Here is a 25366-nt window from a genome sequence, read left to right as displayed (position 1 = left end):
GCTTTTACTTTTCCTCCTTCTTTAACAGTCTTAATCAATTTAAATAATTGATTCACATAAACATGCATTAATTACTCTTTAATTGCACCACCTAAAATACCAGAAATAAATTGCCTCTGGAATATCAAGAACACAATAATTATCGGAATTGCAGACATCGATGCCCCAAACATAATTTCACCATAATCAATTCTTGTTGTGCCATTTAATTGTGCTAACGCAACAGGAAATGTATACATATTATTTATCAATGGCCACATAAAACTATTCCATTGACTCATAAACATATATATTGCTAAAGCACCTAAAGATGCTTTTACATTTGGCAATACTACCTTGAAGAAAATACCAAATTCACCCAGTCCATCAATTCTCGCAGCATCAATTAAAGCATTCGGAAAAGAAAGCATATTCTGACGCATTAAAAATATTCCAAATATGTTAGCAAGGCCTGGTAAAATAATTGCCTGGTATGTACCAACCCAACCTAATTTTGTCATCAGTATAAATTGTGGTACTAATAGAACTTGATACGGAATCATCATCAATAATAATATCAATGAAAAAAATAAATTTTTACCTTTAAAGTTATATTTAGCAAATGCATAACCGGCCATAGAAGATAAAAACACTGTTAGAAATGTATATACACTTGCAATAAATATTGAATTAAAAAACACTTTCCAAAAATTTATATCTGCTTGCAACGTTTCATAATTTTTTATTAAATTACTTCCAACCGTCAACATAGGAGGAACTTTTAATATTTCACCCGACGTATGCGTAGCTGATACAAACATCATATAAAATGGAAAAATAGAAATAATAACTCCTATAATTAATACTACATAAATCAATGATTTAACTAAAATATTAGCCTCATTGGGTTTACTTTTCGACATTTTACTCACTCCCAACAACCTTAAATTGAATGTAAGATAATATAGCTATAATTATAGCTATCACATAACTTATAGCAGCAGCATAGCCAAAGTTAAAATATCTAAAACCTGTGTTGTATAAATATTGCGCAACAGTTATTGTCGCATTACTTGGCCCACCGCCCGTTAATATATAAGGTTCGTCAAATAGCTGTAATGTACCTATTGTAGATGTTATAGTACAAAATAGAATTACAGGCTTAACAAGAGGAACCGTCACAAATAAAAATTTTTGTATAGCATTAGCACCATCTATGTCACATGCTTCATATATATCATCAGGAATACCTTGTAATGCAGCCAATAAAATAACCATATTATATCCTGTCCATCTCCAAGTAATGGCAATAATCACTGATGCTTTTGAAGAGTATTGACCATTCAACCAATCAACAATTGGCAAATGAAACAATTTTAATAAATAATTAATAAACCCAAAATCAGTATTTAAAAATAATTTAAAAACTATAGAATATGCTACTAATCCTATCAAAGCAGGAAGAAAAAATGAAATTCTGAAAAATTGTTTAAACTTTATAAATTTGTTATTTAATAATGTAGCTAAAATCAACGCTAATAATATCATAATAGGTACTTGTATAATTAAATAAATAAATGTATTTTCTAACCCTTGAATAAAAACATCATCTTTAAAAAGCATTCTATAATTTTCTAAGCCAGCAAAAATATATTTACCATTATCAAATTTTTGAAAACTAAGAATTAGTGAATATATTATTGGATATACCATAAAAACCAAAAATAATATTATTATAGGCATAATGAAAAAATAAGGTGCATTATTCGAATCAATTTTGAATTTACTTTTATTAATAATAGGAATCATCATATACCTCCATTTTTACATATGTACAGCTGCAATTGCAGCTGTACATATGATTTTTATAATTATTTACCTATTTTATTTTCAACATCCTTTTGCAAATTATCTAAAGTTTGCTTAACATCTTTGTGCAGTAGCAAGATAGATCCTTGTGCATTAACTACACTTGTCTCTGTTTCTGCAAAATTTTCAGTAAAATTTGTGCTACCAGGTATTTTCTTTGCAATATCAGCAAATAATGCCCAAATTTTCTGTCCTCCCGTATATTCAACACCTTCTTCAAATACTGGATCATTGTATAGCTCTACAAGTGACGGGAATAAACCATATTTAGTAAATCCAATCTTAGCAATGTCTTTATCAGTCATAGCAAATTTCGCAAATTCAACAGCAACTTTCTTATTTTGAGAAGCATTTGGAACCATTAATGATGAACCACCATATACTGCAGCAGTATTATCTCCTTCTTTAAAAGCTGGTAATGGCATAACAGCCCATTTTCCACTTAATTCAGGCGCTTGATCCTCTAAAGTACCAATCATCCAAACCCCAGCTACAGTTGTTGCCACATATCCATTTTTAATTGCTGTAACTCCAGCATCCCATCCACTATTGTTATAAACTATTCCTGCATCTACCATCTTCTTGATTTCTGTCATTGCATTAATTGATTCTGGTGAATTTAATATAGGTTTACCATCTTTGTCAAAATACCACGAATTTTGCTCATTAAGCATAACCTTATACACACCATCATCCGATTTCTCATCAATGTTTAACATTTTTACTTTTCCATTAGTGTTTTCAACTATTTTTTTACCTGCTTCTATATAGTCATCCCACGTTTTTATATTATTAGGATCAACTCCAGCATTTTTAAAAATATCGGTTCTATAAAAAACTGCCGCAGGCCCTACATCCCATGGTATAGCAACAATTTTACCATCTACTGTATCAACAGCAATTTTTGATGATACGAACTTATCTTTTATAGGTGTCAAATCATTTGTAAAATCATAGAAACCATTTGGAAATTTCTTTGCAAATCCAGAAATATGATCATCCTGAACAGTGACAACATCTGGTAATCCAGAACCTGCCGCTAATCCAACAGTCAATTTATCATAGACATCAGACTGACCCATATCTTTAATATTAATTTTTACATTAGGATACAATTTCTCAAACTTATTTGCTGCTTCTTGTAATGTTTTAGCTGCAACATTCCAACTCCAAACTGTTATTGTTCCGCTTAAATTGCCATCATTTTTAGATGAAGTTGTATTTGATGACGATTTGTTATTAGAAGAATTACCAGCCGTACTACAACCACTCAAAAACATGGAAAGAATAAAAATTGTCGACACTACAACTAACAAAAATTTTTTCATTTAACTCACCTCGTTAAATTTTTTAATTATAAAATAAGGTTTACAAATGAATCAACAGCTAAATATAGATAAATTATTTAAACTATCACCCCTTTCAATTGGTAATAAACAATTTCAAATTTAAAAGTATAATTCAATAATGTAAGTTTTCGACTTTTTATTTATCCAGCAATATAAATATTATTATTGTAAAAAAAGAAAACCTACATAATTTGACAATTAGAAATAAAACAGAAAAAGTCCATATGTAATTTTAATAATTGTCCTAAATTTATATATTATCACGCTAAATTTGATAGTTAATTAAAATATTTTATTAACTTATTAAAATACACCTTCCCCGAGCCTTTATCACCACCCATCATTTACTATTTATCTTTTTTAAATTTCTACTTTTATAAATATCAATAAATACTTTCTCATATTCTTTATATATTTTATATTCGACATCAATTAAAAAAATCCTTCTTTTTTACTATTAATTTATTAAAATTTTTTATTAACTTTTTACTCTAATACTTTCAATATTTATTATTATAACATAATGAGCAATTAAAATCGAGTATCTATAATTATTTTGAAAATGAAATATAATAATTATTGATCTATATTTCCGTATTCCTCAAAGTCATATACATTGCCGTTCTCTATATCTTTTAATCCTCTTTCTATAGATTCCATCAATTCTTTATCATTAAGTATTTCATCGTCTTCTGCTTCATCTTTTGATTTTAAAAATTCTATAAAATCAATTACTTCTGCGATCTTATCTTCAGGCAACTCTTCCATAATGTCCAGTACCTTCTTCTTCAAAGTATTATCCATTTTTAACACCACCGTTATTATTATTATTTTCTTTTATTATAATTTATTTTTGTGCAAATAAAAAGTGCAGAAGAAATCATCCTCCGCACTAACCATCTTATTTAGCATTTAAGGTATTTTTTAAGAGTATTTCTCACTGCACCAGCACCGGAGATAAGCTCTTTAAAGTAGTTTTCTACCATCTCGCCTAATCCTGCCTCGTATAGATCAAGCCCAAATATTTGCTTATTTGACAAAATCGGCTTTAAGTTATCCTTGATTGATTCTACATCGCCAAGTTTTATATTTGACACATGTGATTTCAAATCATTTAAAAGTGGATCTGGACTTAATGCCATCTCATTGCCATTATCGTCAATACCCATCAAATACCTGCACCACCCTGCTATGACTAACGGTATATACTTTAAGCTTTTTACATCAAGATCGCTTCTTTGCATGTATGACTTTATCGTCTCTCCAAACCTTATGCCCATCTTTTGCGATGTATCTGTGGCAATTCTCTGTGGTGTATCAGGCATGTACGGATTTGGCAGCCTTACTTCGATTACTTCTTTTATGAATTCTTCTGGATCAAGCACTTTAGGATTTATGACAACAGGCATGCCTTCCACATATCCTACTTTTTCGACAAGCTTTTTTAAGCAACCATCTTTCATCTCATCAGCAATCGTCTTGTAATTCAAAAGGCATCCGTATATTGCTAAAGCCGTATGAAGCGGATTTAAGCATGTGGTGACTTTCATCCTTTCGACTTTTTCAACCGTTTCTTTGTCAGTTAAAATAACCCCAGCTTCTTCTAATTTCATGCGCCCATTTGGAAATTTGTCTTCTATGACAAGGTATTGAGCTCTTTCTGCATTTACAAATGGCGCAATTACAGTATTTTTCGAAGTCGTTATTATGTCCATATCCTCTAAACCACTGTTTTCAAGTGATTTCTTGACTATCTCATGTGGCCTTGGAACGATTTTGTCGATCATGGTAAGAGGGAAAGATACTTTCGATGGATCATCTAAATACTTTATAAAGCCTTCTTCCACATAGCCTTTTTTATTCCATTCCTCTGCTATGGTCATCACTGCATTTTTAAGTCTCTCGCCATTTCCAGAGAAGTTATCGAGGCTTACAAGTGCCAATGGATGTTCACCTGCTTTGTACCGTGAGTAAACCAAAGATGTAAGCTTTGACACTACGTTTTTCGGCCTTTCAGGACCTAACTCAATGTCTTCCGTGACTTCTTTTATAAAATTGCCTGAGAAATCTTTAAGGTTATATCCTTTCTCTGTTATTGTCATGCTTACTATTTGCAATGACGGATTTTTGAAAATGTCGTTTAATTTAGCCCATTGAGCCTCATTTGATGGATCTGCTATGACAATATCGGCAATGCTTCCTACCACTTCTCTTTCCAATGTACCATCAGCATTCATGATGACCCTCAATCCCAAATTGTCGTAAGGCTTATATATTTTCTCGTAAACTTCAAAGTCGTAAGATTCTACTGCAATTATTCCAGTGTCTGTCAAGCCTTTATTTAAAAGGGTCTGCTTAAGCATTGCTATAAATCCTCTGAATATGTTGCCTGCACCAAAGTGAATCCATGTAGGCCTTTTCGATGTAGCATCGATCATTTTTTCCACGTCAAACTCTGGAAGCTTTATGCCTGCATCTTCCCATTTTTTTGTGTCCTTTAGCTCAGCCCTTCTCAATTTCATAAATTACTCCCCCTCATATTTAATCCTGCTGCCATTCGGTGTGGAATATTCCATCCATGTCAATCCTCTTGTAAGTGTGTGCACCAAAGTAATCCCTCTGTCCTTGTATCAAATTAGCAGGAAGGTTTTCCTCCGACATGCTGTAGAAATAGTCAAGAGAAGCATTTACTGTAAGCATCGGGATGTAATTGTCCTTAGCAAGCTTTGTCACTTTCTTAACTGCATCTATTTTTTCTTCCAAGAATTTCACAGATTTCGCGTCAAGAAGCAAGTTGGCATTGTCTTCTGAGATTATCTCCATCAAAAAGTCCAGAAGCCTTGCCCTTATGATGCAGCCGCCTTTCCATATTCTCAAGACTTCTTTTAAATCTATGCCGTAGCCGTATACTTTTGATGCCTCTGATATAAGCCACATTCCTTGCGAAAATGATGAAAATACTGAGAATAGCAGCGCATTTTTCAAATCTTCTACGACATCATCTTTATTTAAGGCATTTTCAGGATAGTTTCTATTTACCATTTTAGAAAGCCTTACCCTGTCATCTTTAAAGAACGAAAGGGTCCTGCCGACAACAGCAAGATTTAGAGATGGCGTAGGAATGCCTAAATCAAGGGACGTCTCTGCAGTCCACTTGCCTGTACCCTTTTGTTCTGCTTCATCAAGTATGAGTTCTACCAAAGGTTTACCTGTCTTGTCATCTTTGTGCTTCATTATTTTATAAGATATTTCCATTAAAAATGAGTTAAGCTCTCCATTGTTCCATTTCTCAAAAATATCCCCAATTTCTTCACTTGTAAGCTTCAAGACTTTTCTCATCACGTCGTACACTTCTGATATTGACTGCATTATAGCGTATTCAATCCCATTGTGCACCATCTTTACAAAGTGCCCTGCAGAATCATTGCCAACATATGTGCAGCATTCTCCAGAGTCAGTCTTTGCTGCTATTTTAAGAAGCAGCTCTCTTACCATTTCATAAGCCTCTTTTGTTCCACCAGGCATCAGTGACGGTCCATTTAATGCGCCAAATTCTCCGCCAGATACACCCATGCCTAAGTAATGTATTCCTTTGTCCTTTAGCACTTTTATCCTTCTGTCAGTGTCTTTAAAGTATGAATTGCCTCCATCTATTATGAGGTCACCTTCATCAAGGTATGGCAAAAGCTCGTGAATCACGTCATCTACTGGCTTTCCTGCCTTCACCATGAGTATTATCTTCCTCGGTTTTTCCAAAGACTCCACAAAAGACTTTATGTCGTAGTAAGGATAGATCTTCTCATCTTTTACTTTCTCTTTAATGAATTTTTCAGTCGTCTCATGTGACCTGTTGTACCCAGAAAGGCTATATCCTTTTCTGGCTATGTTTAAAGCTAAATTCTGTCCCATCACCGCAAGACCTATCAATCCAATATTGTTCATTTCTCTTACCTCCAATTTTATAGTTTATTGTGAACCTCAAACAAATTTTTGAGATCCTTTGTCATAAGTTTAAAGAATTGAAATCCCTTTTCATACTGCCGTACCTTTTCCTCTTGAGGCATGAAAACTTTCTTAATCTTCACCATCTTATAAGTTGCCTCTAATACATCTTTATAGACTCCTAATGCGCAAAAACCCAACAAAGCTGAACCTAAAAGTTCAGGTTCTTCCACATTTGACACCTTTATAGGCAGTCCCAACACAGACGAGAAAATTTCCATCCAAAGCTCAGAGTTTGTGCCACCACCTCCAGCTCTTATCTCTTTTATATTTATATTATTGTCCTTTACTGCCTCAAAAAGCATCCTCAATGAATATGCGACGCCTTCTAAGCCTGCCTTTATCAAATGCCCTTTTGTGTGATTGTTTTTTAATCCAAAATAGACACCAGAAGCTATGTTGCCAATCTCTTTGTCCCTCTCTCCTGTAATGTAAGGCAGGAAAAACAGATTGGACGTATCAGCACTTAATGCTTCCTTCGTCAATTCGTCATAACTCATGTTAAAAATATTGTCTCTAAGCCATCTTAAAATTATGCCTGCGTTGTTTATAGCTGCTCCTACAAACCATCTTCCTGATGAAAGATAGTAAGTTTGAAGCCTCATTAAATCCTCTTTGTCCAAAACAGCATCTGGATACGCAACTCTAAACATTCCTGTTGTGCCTACGTTTATTGCACCAACTCCATCGTCAAATGCTCCAATGCCTATTCCTACAGCACCACCGTCGTACACTCCAGGCAGCAGCTTTACATCGCCATTTAGCCCTAAAAGCTTTTTTGATTTGTCAGGAAGATCGGCTAAAATCACATCTGAAGGCACAATCTCTGGAAGCCTATCCTCATCTATGCCTAAGGCGCTAAGGGAGTAGCTATCCCATTTAAGCGTATTTATATTCATTATGCCTGTAGCAGATGATATGCTGGGCTCTGTATACGGCTTATTTAAAAGCTTTGATATGATGTAGTCTTTTGAGCTTAAAAAGTATTTTGCCTTTTCAAAAATATCTTTTCTCTTTCTTTTAAGCCAATATATCTTAAAAAGTGGAGCATGGAACGTAGGAGCAAATCCCGTCCTTTTGTACATCTCATTTACGTCAATATCGTTTAGAAATTCTTCGTAGGTTTCCTTTGACCTTGTATCAAGAAGCGTCATTATGCCCATCAATGGCTCTAAATTCTCATCGACAGGTACAAGGCCAAACATATACGTAGATGGTATGACAAGCGAAATCGCATCCTCATAGCCTTTTGCCCCTTCTTTAGCTGCCTTTACAAATGTAGAAAACAATACTTCAGGATCGTGCTCCGCTTTTCCATCATCGCCTTTAAAAAGCGGTATCTCACACCTATAAAGGCTTAACACATTTCCTTCCTTGTCTACAACACCTGCTTTAAGATTTGTTGTGCCTATATCTATACAAAGAGCTAATCCCCTATCCATATTAATCCTCCACAACTATAATTTTATCACTCCGTCAGGCTCCTGACCATTCAAAACTTTCTCTATGTCTGATACAACTTTGTCACCCATGCCTTTTAAACATTCCTTCGTGTATGCAGATATATGAGGTGTTATCACCACATTTTCATATTTAAGCAATGGATGATTCTGGTCTATAGGCTCGTTTTCTACAACGTCTAATCCCACACCTGCCACCTTTCCATCGTCAAGTGCTTTCATCAAAGCCTCGTTGTCTATAAGCTCACCTCTGGCTGTATCTACAATGTAGACACCGTCTTTCATCATAGAAAATTGCTTAAATGATAACATGTGGTAATTGTCCTTATTAAGCGATGCGTTTAGGGATATCATGTCTGCCGCTTTTAAAAGTTCTTCTAATGTCTCTACAGGCTCAGCACCTCTTTCACGTATCAAACCGGCTGGCACGTATGGATCGTAAGCTATAACTTTTGCATTAAACCCATATCTGAGTATTTCGCAAACTCTGCTGCCTATATTGCCAATGCCTATTATGCCTATGACTTTATCTCTTAACTCTGCGCCCATGAAGCTGGCTCTTTCGCTCCACTTGCCATCTTTCACTTTAAGAGATGCTCCTCTTACTTTCCTGACCACATCCAATAAAAGCGTCACAGCCGACTCAGCTACAGCCTCTCTCTCAACATATCCGTCAACTTTTGTGACGTATGTGCCTTTCTCTTGCGCACTTTTTATGTCGATATTATCATACCCAATGCCATGCCTTGTAATAAGCAGCGTCTTATCCTTGTGCTCAAAAAACTCTTTATCGTAGTACGGCTTGACGCTTGCTACAATGATAGAATATCCCATAAGCTTCTCTGCCAGTTCTTTGCCGTGCATGTCGTAAGGAAATTGAAATCTGTCAACTTCCCCAAACTTTTTTAGTTTCTCCAAATGCTCGGGAAAATTTTTGCCAAAACTGCTGGAATTAACAATCGCTATCTTTACACCCATTTTTTCTCCTCCTAAGATTTATTTTTCATAGTATATTTCTTTCAAATGGTTTTCTATGTTGTTAGAAACCATTTTATAATGCTCTTCTTCATGTTCGTAAAGCATGTCCTTGATCTCTTTTCCCTTTAAGTCAAGTAAAACACCAAAGGATATGTGGAACAACTGCTTTATCTCTGGTCTGACAATAAATTCTGGATTATCAAGCTCAGGTTCATCTTTAAAGTCATCCTTTTTAATCAAAACCTTATATGATTTTTTGCTTTCTTCCAGATTTGATAAAGCTATCTTATAAAGCTCTCTGTAGAACTCTCTGTCAGATTTGTAAATCAGATTTACAGCTTGCAGCCAACTTGTGCCAGACGTCTTTATGTGAAAATTCCTCTCAGTTGTCTGGCTAAAAATTTTGTAAATGCTAAACTTGTCGCTGCCTGAATGTAAGCTAAGCTTATAACCGCCTATTAACTTCGTAAGATCGTAGTGCTTTTTAAGCGCTTTTTTAAACTCATCTACATCCCCTACATAATCTATAGCCTTTTCAAATTCCCCAGGAAATTTAGGAGCTATGCTGAAAAAGTCAATGCCATTCCGATGGAGATACTCTGCTACAAAAAGGTGATCCTCCAAAGTCGTCACTTTTCCACCTTCATCGATGGAGATTTCGAGGTCAAAATCGTTAAGTTTTTCTTTTAAGATGTCATTTACTTTCTCCACAAACTTCATTGCACCTTCGTATGCAATAGCAGACTTTAAAAGCTCGTCTTCTGAGACTAAATGGCCTTCAAGACCTACATTTAAAGATTGTCCTGAAAAATCTTCCACAATCTTTTTGCTTACATCTGACAATGCCTCTGCCTTTTCTTTAATCGCTGATGGCGTAGCACCGCTTATATCAAAAAGCTGTTCACTTAAGTCCAGCGTGTACATGGTGTAGCCAGCATCTATGCCTTCTAAAAGGTACTTTTCGTCTTTTATGTGATCTGCATCAGCTCCATAATGGCCTATATAACCCGTCTCCAAGACACCTAACACCACTTTTAAAAGCACATCTTTAAAGTCCCTGTTTGTCTTTACAAGCTCTCTTGGGGATTGCTGCGCCAAAACAGGAAACACATCGAATTTTTTTAAAGCACCAAGCTGTGCTGCTGTGGCCATCCCAAGCCTGTCACCTGTGCCAAATGAGGCATTTTCTCTGCATACTGTAGGTCCTATGTGAAACCTGCCGTTTAGCGTAACGTAGTTATCAAAAGTAAAAGGGTACACATTAAATTGAAGGTTATCGCTTATTTTCTTGTTTTCAGAAAAGTATGGTTCTTTAAGATTCAATTCATCATTGGACAGTATGCCGATCATTTTTTCCTTTTGCTTTTTTACTACAAATATATACGTGCTTTCACCAAGCTTCCTTAAAGAATCTGGATATATCTTAAACCCGTTTTCTTTAAGCACAGCCGATACATTTCCAACCATTTCTCTTCTCTCCTTTCAAATCAAAGAACATCCCGTCATAATCAAGCCAAATCTATGGCAACGTGATTTCTCAAATCATCTATCACATCAATGTTTTGCTCTCCTGACGTTATAACTCTATCTACATCTCCTATATTGCAAAATGAAACCATAGCATCTTTGCCGAATTTGCTGCTGTCCACCACCACGATTGATATTCTTGAAGATCCAATCATGGACCTTTTGACTTCTGCCTCAAAGATGTCAGACGTGGTAAATCCCTTTTCCAATGACACTCCTGCTGCCGCAAGAAAAGCAATGTCAGCATTGTACTTCTTTACATACTCTACAGCATCTGGACCTATCAAAGAATAATTGACGTTTTTAAGGTTCCCACCTGTCACGTGCAAATTTATATTCGTGTTTCTTGCAAGCTCAGCAGCTATGTTAAGTCCATTTGTTATAACTGTGATGTTTCTTAAACCTTTGTAGTTAATATACCGTGCTAACTGATAAGTAGTAGACCCTGCATCAAGAAAAATACTCATTCCTTCTTTAATCTCATCTATTGCTTTATTGGCTATCTTCTCTTTTTCTTCAATATTTTCTTCCATCCTGAATAAGAGTGGAGGTACAACGATGTTTTTCTTTAACACGCCACCACCGTAGTTTCTCTCTATAAGCCCTTCCTTTTCAAGCTCATCTAAATCCCGTCTTATGGTCTCATCTGACACTTGAAACATCTCACATAGCTCGGATACTTTTACAGACTTTTTCTTCATGAGTATTTCTTTTATCTTATTTCTTCTTGTAGAAGCCAGCATACGACACCATCCTATACAAATTATCATCTATATCAAACTCATCATTTATCATCAAGAAAGCCGAATGATTTTTTCTAATTCTATATTAACACATATTCGACGTAAAACCAATAATTCCTCCTCAAAATCCAAAAATTTTATGTGGTTTTTGTGGGTTTATTCTATTACAGCTTCGAATTTGCCCTTAAGATACGAAATGCCACTTTCTATAAATGCGCCTTTTGTGTTTTCCATCAAGATGTTTATATACGGTTTTGTGTACTTTAAATACTTGAATACCGTTTCGTAATCCAACAGTCCCTCACCTACAGGCACAAATTCAAGTTTCCCTTCATTTATCGAAAAGTCTTTCGCATGTACTGCTGCAATCCTATCTCCAAACAACCTAAAGGCTTCTTCAAAGACAATCTTTTGACTTTTGTAATTTTCCTCAGTCAAAAGGTTAGCCGGATCAAATATGACTTGCAAATTGTTGGACTTTACATCATCTATAAGCCTCCTCATGACTTTTGGAGAGTAAATAGGATGGTTGACACCTGGCTCTATGCCTACTATGACTCCAAATTTTTCAGCTTCCTCAACTAATTCAGATACGCTTTTCACCACTTCATTGTAAGCATCTTCTGTGAAATTATCAGTCGTGTATCCCATCTTCTCATGAACGTTGCCTGTCTCTGTAGCAACAATGCTGCAGCCAAAATCTCTTGCATACCTTAAATGCTCTTTAAAAAGTTCTAATAACGACCTCCTTTCGCTTAAATCTGGATGAATAATGTTTACATAACAGCCCAACACTGCGATTTGGACGTTATGATTTCTGAAATGACTGCCTATATAATTAGCCAAACCCGGTGTCAAACTTCCATTTTTGATGTGAAGCTCTGGAAATGATTTATTTAAAGCCAATTGGACTGAAGAAAGTCCCAATTTCGAAACCTCTTCAGGCAGTCTTTCCAAAGATAATCCCATTAGATCATGTGCTCTTATTCCTAAATTCATAAAATGCACCTCTACACAATTGCTTTTTGCCACTTAGTACCTCTTAACCTTATAAGGTAAAGAGTCCCTCTTACTGCCCAATCTGTAAACATGCCTATCCATACTCCTACAAGGCCAAATTTCATCACTACTCCAAGTACATATCCTAAAACTATTCTAAAAGCCCACATGCCTATTATAGATGTCATCAATGTGTACTTGGCATCTCCTGCACCTTTTAAGCCTGCAGGCAGCACAAACGACAGTGACCATAAAACCATACAAGCTAAATTAAGCCTCACGACTTTCACAGCAATATCTATGACATCCTGATTTGTAGTGTATATAGATACCAAAAACCTTGCGAAAGGGAATGATACTGCGCCAAGTATGCCCATACATATACTGGCAAGCCAAGTCATGTAGTAAAGGGATTTTTTTGCAGCTACAGGATCGCCGCTGCCCATATCCTGTCCTACGACTATAGTAGAAGCTATGCTTAAAGCGTTGCCAGGAATATTGAATATCTGCTGTACAGAAAAACCTATGGAATTTGCTGCAATCGATGCAGTGCCAAAAAGCACCACAAATACTTGTGTTATCAATTTGCCGCCGCTGAATAAAAGCGATTCAAGTCCAGCGGGAAGTCCTATGTTAAAGATAGATCTAAGCATTTTAATGTCAGGTTTGTAATGGCGCAAATCGTAAAGCTTCACAACGCTTGTGCCTTTAATCAAAATGTACAATGCTATTATAGCGCCAATAAGTCTGGACAATCCTATGCCTATTGCAGCACCTTCCACCCCTAATCCTTTGAAATTAATCATCTTTATTCCATATATGAATGCGTAACTTAATATGACGTTTAGGACATTTATAAACACATTTATATACATAGGTGTTTTTGTGTCGCCAGCACCTCTTAATACCCCAAACGCCACCAACTGAGCTGTTATAAATGGGTATGTCACAAGGCTTATGCTTAAATAAAGTATGGCATTGTCAAATACGATTTTTTCTGCTTTACCAAAAAGCAAAAGCACTATAGGATGCCTTAAAATCCATATGAGAATCGTAATAAATGTCGTAATAAGCTCACCTGAATACATTATCTGCTTGCTGGCTTCATTTGCCGCCTTTTGATTTTTCTGCCCCACATACTGGGCTACAACGACAGTTCCACCAACTGCAAGGGCTGAAAAGAACCCTATTAAAATATTGTTGATAGAATCTGCCATGCCGATGGATGAAATCGCCTCTTTTCCAAGTCTGCTGGCCAATATTGTATTTATTATACCCATAGAGCTTATAAACGTCTGCTCTGTTATTATAGGTCCTATAAGTTTGAGTATATCTTTTTTGATAATCATCTATTAACATCCTTTTAGCTAAATTCAAACTGGAAATATAACCCTCGCCATATAAATGACCAAAGTCAAAGTAATAGTGCTAAGCAATGTAGAAATCATGACCAACTGTGACGCATAGTCCCTGCAATTGTCAAATTCTACGGCAATTAAAGCAGTGTTTACTGCGGAAGGCGTAGAAGATGATATCATCAATGCCTGTGCCACAACACCAGAAAAGCCGAATATCTTTATTAAAAGAAATGCGATGACAGGGCCTCCCAATAGCCTTGTGGCTGCTGATAGATAGACTTCTTTGTTTTTAAAGCTTATATTCGTGTATGACAGTTGAGCGCCTAAAGATATAAGCGCAAAAGGCACAAAAGCGTTTTTGATGTACTCAGCAGCAGGCCATATTGGTATTTTGGTCAGATCGACAGGCAACAGTTTTAAAAGCAAAGCCAACGGTATTGCATAAATGGTAGGCATGGAAAATATCTTCTTCATGCTGTCTTTAAAGTCCATAGATGCACTGCTGGCCAGAAAAAATCCTATGCTGTTTGTAGATATGTTTTGTATCAGAAGCACCATTATCTGTGCGGTAATCGCCATGTTGGCGTAAGGAGTCTTTCCATGTATCAAATACGGTCCTGTAGTAAATACAAGCGTTATAAGCGATAGACCTATATTGCCAGAGTTGTAAAACATGATGGAATTCCTAAAGGCATTTTTGTAACCTTTGTCATAGTTTCTTAATTTAGCTATGATGCTGCCGATTGCCACATTTGCCAGAAGCATAGATATGGCAAATACCAACACTTTCATCATGTTTAATGGAATCTTAGTCGTATAAATATTTACAAATATGAATCCCGGGACAAAGACGTAAAAATTTATCTTGCTAAAAGAATTTACGTCTAACTTAAACTTGCTGCCAAGGACATATCCTATGAATATTATCAAGAATATAGGAAGAATATCGGATGTCAAAATGTAGTAAAATATTCTCACATCATTCACCTTCGCTTTTCAATTTACAATGTCACACCTGATTTAAAAATGGCGATTTCTTTAAAATTATTTTTCTCATTGTTGACTTTATGGCCGCTGGCTACTTTTAAGACGTAGTTTACTAACCTATCTAATGCCACATCTATCCCTTCATCTTCTATGAGCGTTCCTGCATTAAAGTCGATCCAATTTTTCTTCTTCCTATAAAGCTCTGAATTAGTGGAAATCTTCACAGTAGGCACAAACGTACCAAAAGGCGTTCCCCTTCCTGTTGTAAAAAGTATCAAATGACATCCTGATGCAGCCAAAGCTGTAGAAGATACAAGATCGTTGCCAGGACCGTATAAAAGGTTAAGTCCTCTCCTTTTCACTGTATCTCCATAATTTAAGACGTCTACTACGATTGATTTTCCACCCTTTTGGACACAGCCTAAAGACTTCTCTTCCAATGTGGTAATACCGCCAGCTTTATTTCCAGGCGATGGATTTTCATATATAGGTTGATGATGTTCTAAAAAATACTGTTTATAGCCATTTATCATGTCGACAGTTCTGCTGAAGACATCTTCATCTTGACATCTTTCCATTAGGATCTGCTCTGCTCCAAACATCTCCGGCACTTCCGTCAAAACCGCACTGCCTCCACGGGATATAAGAAAATCCGTAAATGCCCCCAACAATGGATTCGCAGTGATGCCTGAGAAACCGTCAGAGCCGCCACATTTAAGCCCTACAACCAACTGGCTTATGTCTACATCGATTCTTACATCGTCTTTCATCTTCTGATACAGCTCTTTTAAAAGTTTCACTCCTTCTTCGATCTCATCATCAACTTCTTGGGCAATCAAAAACTTAACTCTTTCCTCATCGTATTGACCTAAATTTTCCTTAAAAGAAGGTATGTTGTTGTTTTCACAGCCTAAACCTAATACTAAAACACCCCCGGCATTTGGATGCCTCACTATGTCTGATAAAATTTTTCTGGTGTTTATGTGGTCATCTCCCAACTGTGAGCATCCATAGCTGTGTTTAAATATCTGAATATCATCAATTCCTTCAATTTTGACTTCTCTTTTAAATCTCTCTATTATCATCTCTCCTATGCCATTTACACAGCCTACCGTAGGCACAACCCAAAGTTCGTTTCTTATGCCAACAGCGCCAGTTTTCCTTTTGTACCCTTTAAACGTAATGTCATAGTCATGCTGTGTAGCCTCAACGGCCTCTTTTTTATCATAAACGTAGTTTAAAATATCCCCTAAGTTTGTCTTAATGTTGTGAGTATGAACCCATGCACCTTCAGGTATATCTGAAAGTGCATGTCCTATAGGATAACCATACTTTACGACATCATGTCCTTCTTTAATCTCATTTAAAGCAAATTTATGGCCTTTAGGCACATCATCAGCAATAACTAATCTCTTATCGCCTAACGAAATAACATCGCCTTTTTTCAAATTTTTCAAAGCGACAGCCACATTGTCTGAAGGATTTATTTTTATGAAATCTTTCATGGTTACTTTAGCACCTCTTTTAAAGAATCCTTTATTCCATTCTTCTCAATCGAATACAGATACTCAGTGACAGCATCATTTAACCCAGCTACTTCATTTAGATCCATCTTCCACACTTTATCGTACGATAAAACATTTGTTACAATGTTTTTTATTCCTTCATAACTGCCATCGAAGTCTTTCCATAGATCTTGATACATCTTTAGTATGTCAGGATCGTCGCTTAATGGTATGACTTCATCGCCTCTTTTCCCTTTGTAAAACTCTATATATGCGGAAAGGGAAAATACCAGTTTTTTAGGCAGTACTCCGTATGCTTTTACGTACTGAAGAAGTGAAGGCAAAACCCTCGTTTCGTATTTTGACATGGAATTTAAAGCAATGCTCATAAGGTAGTGCTTAACGTAAGGATTTTTAAACCTATCAAACACTTCCCCAATAAACTCTTTAACCTCATCTTCCGGCAAATCCAATGTCTTCATGATCTCATCGTAAGCCACGTCTTTAATGAATTTTCCTACAGCATCATCTTCCATGGCTTCTCCAACAGTATCAATCCCATAAAGATACGCCACAGGTACCATAGCTGTGTGAAGCCCATTTAGGATTCTCACTTTTCTGTCGCGATACGGCGTTACATCATCTACAAATCTTACATTTAAGCCTATCTCCCTTGCAGGAAATTCTTTTTCAATCCATTTAGGTCCTTCTATAACCCACAGGTGAAATAACTCTCCTACATCTATCAAGCTATCTTCATAGCCCAATTCCTTTTCGATTTTTGCAGCATCATCTTTCGGATATCCTGTCACGATTCTATCTACAAGGGTTGTGCAAAAGACGTTGCACTTCAAAATCCAATCAACAAATCCTTTTTCAAGATTCCAATGATCTACATACTTAAGGACCATCTCTTTTAGCTTTTCACCGTTTCTGTCAATAAGCTCGCAGGGAAGAATTATAAGCCCTTTGTCACTTCTGCCATCAAAATGCTTATACCTTCTGTACATGAAAGCAGTAAGCTTTGCAGGAAAGCTGCTGTGGGGAGTAGCATCAAACGTATCACTCTCGTCAAATGCAATGCCTGCCTCTGTAGTATTGGAAATCACAAATCTTATGGTTTCTGATTCAGCCACTTTTAGAAATGCCTCGTAGTCATCATACGGATTAATACCTCTACTTATGCTATTTACAACCTTATAAGTCCTTTTAGCCTTTCCATCCTTTATTCCTTGAAGTATAATGGTGTAAAGTCCATCCTGCTCATTTAATTTATCCACCAATCCACCTCTTAAAGGCTGTACAACGACGACGCTGCCATTAAAAACACCCTTTTGGTCCATCTCATCAATCATCCAGTCTGCAAATGCCCTTAGAAAATTCCCTTCTCCAAACTGTACTACCTTTTCTGGATATCTTTTATAATCCTTATAAATCTTCGACGATAACCTCATCATTTTCTTCCTCCTTAGCTCGATTTTAGCACACGTGAACATTTTATTTTAAAAAAAATATTTCATTGAATTTCATTGTCAATATTTAACTTTGTAAATGGTTCTGTCAAAGCGCCTTCTACTACAACATTTTTCAACCTAAGGTTTTTAATGTTGTTAAGGTAAAATCCATTTCTACACATTTCTTCTACAAAACTAAGCATCTCAGGATAATCAGGCTTAGCGTTTAAATCAAAGCTTACATAGATATTCTCCATATCAACTCTCTCAATTTTTCTCTCAGGAAGGCCATACATGTATCCTGCTGCAACATGAGCATCAATGCATGTTATATTTTTTAGATAAATATTGCCCACATACGGCGTCCTATCATCTACAGGAAGCTTTTCCTTGCTCCACACGTATTCCGTCTTGCCATCAGCATCGCAGAAATAAAAGCTATTTATTGTAAAAGGCGTCAAAACACCTTCCATTTTAATGTTGGCAGCGTGTATCTCATCTATGATTCCAGTCTTGCCTCTGCCTCTCCTGGTCTTTATGCGTATGCCACGGTCTGTCTTTTTAAATACGCAGTTCTCTACATGGACGTTTTTTACTCCGCCTGACATCTCGCTGCCTATTACGACAGCACCATGACCGTATTCCATAAGGCAGTTTCTTATATAAAGATTTTCCGACGGCATAGGAAGCTTTTGGCTTACAGACAACTTGCCTGATTTTATGGCAATGCAGTCATCGCCAACAGAAAATCTGGTGCCTGCAATGAGGACATCTTTGCACGACTCAGGATCGAGGCCGTCAGTATTTGGTGCATCCTTAGGATTTTCGATGTTTAAGTTTATAAACTTAAGGTTTTGCGACATCAACGGATGTATCGTCCACGACGGCGAATTCCTTATTGTGATGCCTTCTATCAGTACATTTTTGCACTTATTTAAATAAACTGTCCTTGGTCTCCATGCGATTCTTTTAACCTTTGCGTCGTACCACCATGTATCGAAACTGGAATTGCCATCTATAACTCCATCGCCTATAATATTAACATTTTCCACAGAGATGCCAGTTATAAGGCTTGCAAACATATCGTTTGCTTCACCTTCCCAGGATCCCAAATAGCTATTTGAGAATTCTTGGCTATCTATCTCCCCTGGAAGGATAGGGTACATTTCCCTCTCTTTTGCCCCTAATAACACAGCGCCTTTCCCCAATTCTATCGTAATATTGCTTTTTAAAAAAATCGGGTATGTCAAGTAAACACCTTCAGGAAAATACACCCTTCCCCCATCAGGACACGCCATTATGGCTGATTGTATGGAAAAGGTATCAATGCGCTTTCCATCGCCAACAGCACCAAAATCTTTCACGTTTATATATGCTGTTTCAGGTTTTGTCCGTTGAAATACAGTTGATTTTTCTCCTGTATCTTCGTTTTTCAATGTAATTTCGTATTGACTATCAGGCTTTAAATTTTTTATCGTCCACACACTTCTATCGACTTCGCCCATATAATTTGAATTAACGTACAATTGATATTTTTTCTCTAAATAATAAGGTTCTAATCCTTGCAATTCAAAGGAAATTGTGGTAGATGTAACTGATATGACATTTAGTTCTTTCAATCGAATCACTCTTTCTTTAAAGAATCATCCTTTTAATCCGCTTGTAGATATACCTTCGACAAAATACTTTTGAGCCGAGAAGAATACTACGATTGAAGGTATAAGAGCTATAACCGACATTGCAATTATCTTATTCCACTCGAAGTTGCCTGACGTAGCATCCATTGCCATTTTCAAAGCTATTGAGACAGGGTACTTGCTGACAGTCGAGATGTAGATAAGAGGTCCCATGAAGTCATTCATAGACCACATGAATTGAAATATGGTTACAGACACAATGGCTGGCGTTATCACCGGCAGCAATATCCTCGTCAGTATCGTAAATGAATTGCATCCGTCGATTTTGGCGGCTTCATCAAGCTCCTTTGGTATTCCCCTCATAAACTGTATAATCATAAACACGAAGAATGCTTCTGCTGCAAATATGTCATTTGCATACAGAGGAACAAACGTGTCCAGCAAATGCAATTGCTTCCACAAAAGATAGAGCGGTATCCTCAAAACGATCTGCGGCAAAAACATCGTTGAAATCAGTATCGCAAACAAAGGCTTTTTAAACGGAAAATTAAACCTTGAAAAGCCGTATGCTGTCAATACAGATGAAACAACTGTAAAAATAACTTTAGGAATGACGTATTTAAAAGTATTCAAGTAGTACGTTGCAAATGTGTATTGCGTACCTGTTATCCATCCTTTTATATAAGGCGTAAAATCTATCCTTTTTGGTATGAAGCTTATTGACGAAAAGATTTCGCTGTTGGTCTTAAATGATGCACCTACAAGCCAGACAATTGGGTACAACATTATAATTGCGCCAATTGTCAGTATCGCATATCTAATTGCCAAGTTGACTTTTCTTCTAAACTCTCTCTTCCTATACCCCTTATCCATCCTAAGGTTTACATTATTGAATGCTGTCTCATTGTTCATTATGACTCGCCTCCTCCTTCATCTGAATAAAACACCCAGTACTTCGACGATGAAAATACGAACATTGTAAATATCATTATTATTATGAAGAGGAACCATGATATAGCGCTGCCATATCCCATATTGAAGAACTTAAATGAGTTGTCGTAAATCATCATTGGCAAAAGATACGTCTTATACAGAGGACCGCCTTGCGTTATCATGTAAGGTCCGTTGAATTCCTGGAAAGCCTGTATTAGCTGCATTACCAAGTTGAAAAATATTATGGGTGTCAAAAGCGGTATGGTAACTTTAAAGAATGTTTTGATCTTGCCTGCACCGTCAACCGCTGCTGCCTCATAAAGCTCTTGCGGTATGTCTTTTAAACCTGCCAAGAAAATCACCATGGTAGAGCCAAATTCCCATACCCTTAAAGCGCTTATGGTAAATATTGCTCCTAAACCTGTAGAAAACCAACCTACTGGCTTTATACCAAATACTCCCAAAACCTGATTGACAAGCCCTGTATTTGCAAATACAAATTTCCACAAAACAGCTATAGCAATATTTCCACCGAGAATCGATGGTACATAATACGCTGTACGATAAAAATTGATGCCTTTTAGCTTGTAATTCAAGATAAAAGCTATAAAAAGCGAGAATATAAGCTTTAGCGGTACTGTAATTGCAACATACTCCAATGTTGCAGTAAATGACGTCCAGAATGTGCTGTCATGAAACATATTGACGTAATTTTGAATACCAATAAATTGCGGTGCATTAATAATATTGTAATTTGTGAAACTTAATATTAAAGATGTCACAAACGGATATATAGTAAATATCACAAGACCGATAAGCCACGGCAGTATATATAAAAGCCCTATGCGCCTGTTTTCCATTAAAACCCTCCTATCAATACAAAGTGGATGCAATTAATTAAATGCGTGGAACTACAGTTTTCCCTCTGTAGTTCCACAAATTGACCACAGTGTTTTATTTTGTTATTTGACTTAGCACATTCTGAATATTTGTGTACATCTCTTTTGCAGCTTGATCAACTGTTTCTTGGTTGTAAGAAATTTTGTCTATAGTCTGATCGTATACTTGTTGAAGCTTTGGATCCTCCAGATATGGGCTTAATGGCAAGCCTGGCTTTGACTCCAATATCTGCAATCCTTCATACTCTAAGCCTGATATTTTTCCGTCTTTTTTAAGCGTATCCAAAGCAGCCTTGCTTACAGGTATGCCTCTATTTGTGCCCATAGCTTCTACACCTTGTGGGTCATTCAAGATGAAATTCAAGAATGTAGCTGCTTCTTTCGGATATTTGCAATCCTTATTGATGGCAAAAAGCATTGATGGCTTTAATATAGCCGCTGATGTCTTGGCATCAGAATTCATAGGAAGTCCTGCTGTCACAAGCTCCATGTTGTTCTGCTTTATTGGAGTTGCTTCTTTTGATATTGCACTTGTCCATTCAAACAAGCCTGCAAATTTACCATTTAAGAAGCTTGGAAGCTGTGCTATTGGTGCAAGTCCATTGCCGCCTTCTGCAGCTATTGATTGAATTGGGGTAGTGACTTTTTTGTCTAACAAAGTCTTGTAGAATGATAAAGCTGTCTTTATATCGTCTTGAGTAAAGTTAAGCTTGCCATCTGTTGTGAGGAAAGGTTTTCCTGTCTCTTGCTCTGCGTAAGTCATAGACAAAAGCCAAGAATCATAAGAGCCTGTTACAATTGGGTAACTGCCTTTCGGGAACTTTGAAGCATCATTAATAAGGTCATCCCATGTTTTAGGTATCGTGGCACCGTATTTGTCGTACATCGTCTTATTTACGTACAGCACTCTTCCAGTCATAGCTACTGGTATGCCATTTAGTTTACCGTTAACAGTTCCTGTAGCTAAAATGTCTTTAGAATAATTGTCTAATCCCAGCTCGCTTGACAACTTATTAAGATCGTAGAAGCCATTTCCATCTTTAGAGAACAGCGGCAACCAGTTCCAGTTTATCTGCATTATGTCTGCAGCAGTGCCACCTGCCATTTGTGTTGTCTGTTTGTCAAGATAACCATCCCAACCAGCATACTCTGCCTGTATCTTTATATTCGGGTATTTTTGCTCAAAAAGCTTTATGGCGTTTAAAGTCGCTTGATGTCTTGTGTCATCGCCCCACCATGAAAACCTAAGAGTTATTTGCTTTGCTGGCTGGCTTTCAGATGTCTTTGTACTGCTATTTGTGTTCTTCTGGTTCGTTGAATTATTTGATGAGCCACATCCTGTAAGCAACGTCGAAATACCAAGAGCTGCCGCAAGTGCTAATGCTACAAGTTTTTTCATAAATGATCCTCCTTAAAAAATTTTTTTATTTTGCATGTACAAAGCTGTTGATTTTTGACCTCCCTTTATCACCCCTTTCAAATGCAGATTTAATTTATTTTAATTATTTCACTGTACGCCATCATCAATGCGCCTACGCCTTTGGGATCATCATAGACGACTTTTTCTGATATATAGTAGTCATAGCTTCCATCTCTGTATGGATTGTTGCCTAATCCAGCAACAGAGCATATACCTCCAAGCATCAATTTCCCTTCATTTTCTACGAGGTATTTATCGACTGTGCCTTCAAATGCCTTTACGCCACTGTCTTTATAGTTTTTCGGCAAAAGGTTTAATCTCACACCTTTCAGTATGCTGTACGAAATCATCAGCGTTGCGGATGTTTCTTGATAATTTCCTTTTTCACCGCCTTTGTCCAAGACTTGATACCACATGCCTGTTTCTTCATCTTGATAAATAATGAGTCCATCTATTGCTTCGTTGAATATTTTAAGAAGAAGATCTTTTTCAGACTCCATTCTTTTGTCCATCTCTTCCAGCACATCAACAAGGGCCATGACAAACCAACCTTCAGCTCTTCCCCAAAAGTTCGGAGAAACACCTGTTTTTTTATCTGCCCATGCTTCTTTTCTGCTCTCGTCGTACCCATGATAGTAAAGCTTTTTCTCATTGTCATACATAAGCCTTCTCACATTGCCAAACTGGCTTACAATATCAGATAAGCTATGAATGTCACCAAAATTTTTGATGTATTTGATGTAAAAAGGCATCACCATGTAAAGCCCATCAAGCCAAACTTGATAAGGGTATATATCTTTATGCCAAAAATTGCCTTCATTTGTCCTTGGCTGTGTCTTAACTTGATTAAAAATCGTCTCTATGGCTTTCTTGTACTTCTCATCTCCTGTCATTTTGTACACGTCAAATAACACTTTGCCTGAATTTATATCGTCTAAATGGTGATTGTCCATGTTGTAGCCTTTTATCTCGCCGTCTTTTTCTATAAATTCATCAAGGTATTTTAATACAAATGTTTTGTACTTTTCATCATCTGTCGCATTGTAAAGATCAAGTGCGCCTTTTAGCACACAGCCATCTTCGTAATTCCATGATGGCTTGTAACTTTTGTAATCTTTAATGTAGTCATCTATAAACTTTTCAACTTTGTTCAAAGCTTTCAATCCTCCAAATGACTTTTTTAATTTCCAGCAGCAATTTCTGATTAAAGCTTTTCATTTAAACTGTTTTGCACACGTTAACTGGATTTATGCAAAAATTATTTTACGGCTATTACAGAATCTCTTATCTTTAACTTTGTAGGCACGTATATCTTTTCTCCGCTGTTTTCATCATTTTCAATCATGGACATCAATATCTCTGCACCTTTTTGGCTGACATCTTTTATAGGCTTTCTCACCGTTGTAAGTGCAGGTATTATATATCTACAAAATTCACTGTCATCAAAACCAACCACTGAAATATCGTCAGGAACCTTAAGGCCTTTTTCATATATGGCCTTTATAGCACCTACTGCCATATCATCGTTGGAGCAAAAAACGGCTGTCGGTTTTTTCTTTAGCTTTAAAAGCTTGTTCATGGCGCTGTAGCCGCTTTCTATGTCGTACTCTCCACTTACGATGTAATCATTGTTAATAAGTATTTTGCTTTCAATAAGTGCCTTCAAAAAGCCATCTTTTCTATCTACAGTCGATTTGAAACCTTCCTTGCCTTCAATTATGGCAATATCCCTATGGCCATTTTCAATAAGGTACTTCACTGCATTGTAAGCTCCTGTCTTCTCTTCACTCAGTATATTGACTACAGATTTTTCGTTGACTTCCCTATTTAGGACAACCAATGGTATACCTTTTCTCATGACATAGTACATGAATTCATTATCGCTTTCGCTTTGGCTTGTAAGTATGATCCCATCAAAACGGTTTTTCTCGATAGACGAGTAGTCTTTGTACTCGTCTATCCCTCTTATTATAAGATTGTAATTTTTTTTGATTGCGCTGTTTACACCCCTTACAGTTTCATAGAAGAAACTTGGGGATGTTCCTTTGAAGATTGTAGAAAAGAACAAGCCAATATTATATGATTTATTGAGAACAAGGCTTTTAGCATTGTAATTTGGCACGTAATTAAGCTTTTTGGCGATTTCTTTTATCTTCTCTTTCGTCTCCTCTTTTATTTGCGGGCTATCATTTAAAGCTCTGGAAACCGTAGTATGTGATACATTTGCAAGTTTTGCTATATCCTTTATTGTAACGCTCATCTTAAGC

21 protein-coding genes are annotated in these 25366 nt (G+C 36.5%); all 21 read right to left on the bottom strand.

The annotated features are described in order from the left end of the window. Positions 1-71 precede the first annotated feature (71 nt). Entirely contained in the window at positions 72-902 is an 831-nt protein-coding gene (locus tag GSH73_RS02000; protein WP_014757108.1) for a carbohydrate ABC transporter permease, read from the bottom strand. 1 nt (position 903) lies between these two features. Then, complete coding sequence (locus GSH73_RS01995) at positions 904-1788, bottom strand: carbohydrate ABC transporter permease (RefSeq protein WP_014757109.1); 885 nt, start codon at positions 1786-1788, stop codon at positions 904-906. 62 nt (positions 1789-1850) lie between these two features. Beyond that, positions 1851-3176, bottom strand: a complete 1326-nt coding sequence (locus GSH73_RS01990; RefSeq protein WP_014757110.1) for an ABC transporter substrate-binding protein — start codon at positions 3174-3176, stop codon at positions 1851-1853. A 597-nt stretch (positions 3177-3773) separates the two neighbouring features. Further along, positions 3774-4001, bottom strand: a complete 228-nt coding sequence (locus GSH73_RS01985; RefSeq protein ID WP_014757111.1) for a DUF2281 domain-containing protein — start codon at positions 3999-4001, stop codon at positions 3774-3776. A 101-nt stretch (positions 4002-4102) separates the two neighbouring features. Continuing rightward, the gene (locus tag GSH73_RS01980; RefSeq protein WP_014757112.1) at positions 4103-5719 is read right to left on the bottom strand and encodes a mannitol dehydrogenase family protein; all 1617 of its coding nucleotides are present in this window, start codon (positions 5717-5719) and stop codon (positions 4103-4105) included. A 19-nt stretch (positions 5720-5738) separates the two neighbouring features. Next, positions 5739-7139: an NADP-dependent phosphogluconate dehydrogenase gene (gndA, locus tag GSH73_RS01975; RefSeq protein ID WP_014757113.1), complete on the bottom strand. Its 1401-nt coding sequence runs from the start codon at positions 7137-7139 to the stop codon at positions 5739-5741. A 17-nt stretch (positions 7140-7156) separates the two neighbouring features. Beyond that, positions 7157-8641: a gluconokinase gene (locus tag GSH73_RS01970; protein ID WP_014757114.1), complete on the bottom strand. Its 1485-nt coding sequence runs from the start codon at positions 8639-8641 to the stop codon at positions 7157-7159. A 15-nt stretch (positions 8642-8656) separates the two neighbouring features. Beyond that, a complete protein-coding gene (locus GSH73_RS01965; RefSeq protein WP_014757115.1) occupies positions 8657-9637 on the bottom strand; it encodes a D-isomer specific 2-hydroxyacid dehydrogenase family protein in 981 nt (326 codons plus the stop codon). Positions 9638-9655: 18 nt separating this feature from the next. Continuing rightward, positions 9656-11104, bottom strand: coding sequence for a tagaturonate epimerase family protein (locus GSH73_RS01960; RefSeq protein WP_014757116.1), 1449 nt, complete (start codon positions 11102-11104; stop codon positions 9656-9658). A 41-nt stretch (positions 11105-11145) separates the two neighbouring features. Continuing rightward, entirely contained in the window at positions 11146-11907 is a 762-nt protein-coding gene (locus tag GSH73_RS01955) for a DeoR/GlpR family DNA-binding transcription regulator (RefSeq protein ID WP_014757117.1), read from the bottom strand. 156 nt (positions 11908-12063) lie between these two features. Further along, a complete protein-coding gene (locus GSH73_RS01950) occupies positions 12064-12906 on the bottom strand; it encodes a sugar phosphate isomerase/epimerase family protein (RefSeq protein ID WP_014757118.1) in 843 nt (280 codons plus the stop codon). 11 nt (positions 12907-12917) lie between these two features. Next, the gene (locus GSH73_RS01945; protein ID WP_014757119.1) at positions 12918-14255 is read right to left on the bottom strand and encodes an MATE family efflux transporter; all 1338 of its coding nucleotides are present in this window, start codon (positions 14253-14255) and stop codon (positions 12918-12920) included. A gap of 24 nt (positions 14256-14279) precedes the next feature. Next, the gene (locus GSH73_RS01940; protein ID WP_014757120.1) at positions 14280-15242 is read right to left on the bottom strand and encodes an AEC family transporter; all 963 of its coding nucleotides are present in this window, start codon (positions 15240-15242) and stop codon (positions 14280-14282) included. Positions 15243-15265: 23 nt separating this feature from the next. Beyond that, positions 15266-16756 (bottom strand): UxaA family hydrolase, encoded by a 1491-nt coding sequence (locus tag GSH73_RS01935; protein WP_014757121.1) that lies wholly within the window; start codon positions 16754-16756, stop codon positions 15266-15268. A 2-nt stretch (positions 16757-16758) separates the two neighbouring features. After that, positions 16759-18213 (bottom strand): tagaturonate reductase, encoded by a 1455-nt coding sequence (locus GSH73_RS01930; RefSeq protein WP_233432497.1) that lies wholly within the window; start codon positions 18211-18213, stop codon positions 16759-16761. A gap of 59 nt (positions 18214-18272) precedes the next feature. Further along, the gene (locus tag GSH73_RS01925; RefSeq protein ID WP_235062537.1) at positions 18273-19838 is read right to left on the bottom strand and encodes a glycoside hydrolase family 28 protein; all 1566 of its coding nucleotides are present in this window, start codon (positions 19836-19838) and stop codon (positions 18273-18275) included. 15 nt (positions 19839-19853) lie between these two features. Next, on the bottom strand, positions 19854-20759 hold the full coding sequence (locus GSH73_RS01920; protein WP_014757124.1) for a carbohydrate ABC transporter permease: 906 nt from the start codon (positions 20757-20759) through the stop codon (positions 19854-19856). Then, the gene (locus GSH73_RS01915) at positions 20759-21640 is read right to left on the bottom strand and encodes a carbohydrate ABC transporter permease (RefSeq protein WP_014757125.1); all 882 of its coding nucleotides are present in this window, start codon (positions 21638-21640) and stop codon (positions 20759-20761) included. Before GSH73_RS01915 ends, GSH73_RS01920 begins: the two co-directional genes overlap by 1 nt. Before the next feature lie 94 nt (positions 21641-21734). Beyond that, positions 21735-23078: an ABC transporter substrate-binding protein gene (locus GSH73_RS01910; protein WP_014757126.1), complete on the bottom strand. Its 1344-nt coding sequence runs from the start codon at positions 23076-23078 to the stop codon at positions 21735-21737. Between the two features lie 89 nt (positions 23079-23167). Beyond that, positions 23168-24253 carry a glycoside hydrolase family 88/105 protein gene (locus GSH73_RS01905; protein ID WP_014757127.1) on the bottom strand — a complete coding sequence of 362 codons (1086 nt, stop codon included), beginning with the start codon at positions 24251-24253 and terminating at the stop codon, positions 23168-23170. A 104-nt stretch (positions 24254-24357) separates the two neighbouring features. Next, positions 24358-25359 carry a LacI family DNA-binding transcriptional regulator gene (locus GSH73_RS01900; protein WP_014757128.1) on the bottom strand — a complete coding sequence of 334 codons (1002 nt, stop codon included), beginning with the start codon at positions 25357-25359 and terminating at the stop codon, positions 24358-24360. Positions 25360-25366: the final 7 nt, after the last annotated feature.

The sequence above is a fragment of the Thermoanaerobacterium aotearoense genome (assembly GCF_009905255.1).
In the GTDB taxonomy this organism is placed as follows: Bacteria; Bacillota; Thermoanaerobacteria; order Thermoanaerobacterales; family Thermoanaerobacteraceae; genus Thermoanaerobacterium; species Thermoanaerobacterium aotearoense.
Note: the sequence above shows the minus strand (reverse complement) of the source record. Positions and strands in the feature narration are given on the sequence as shown.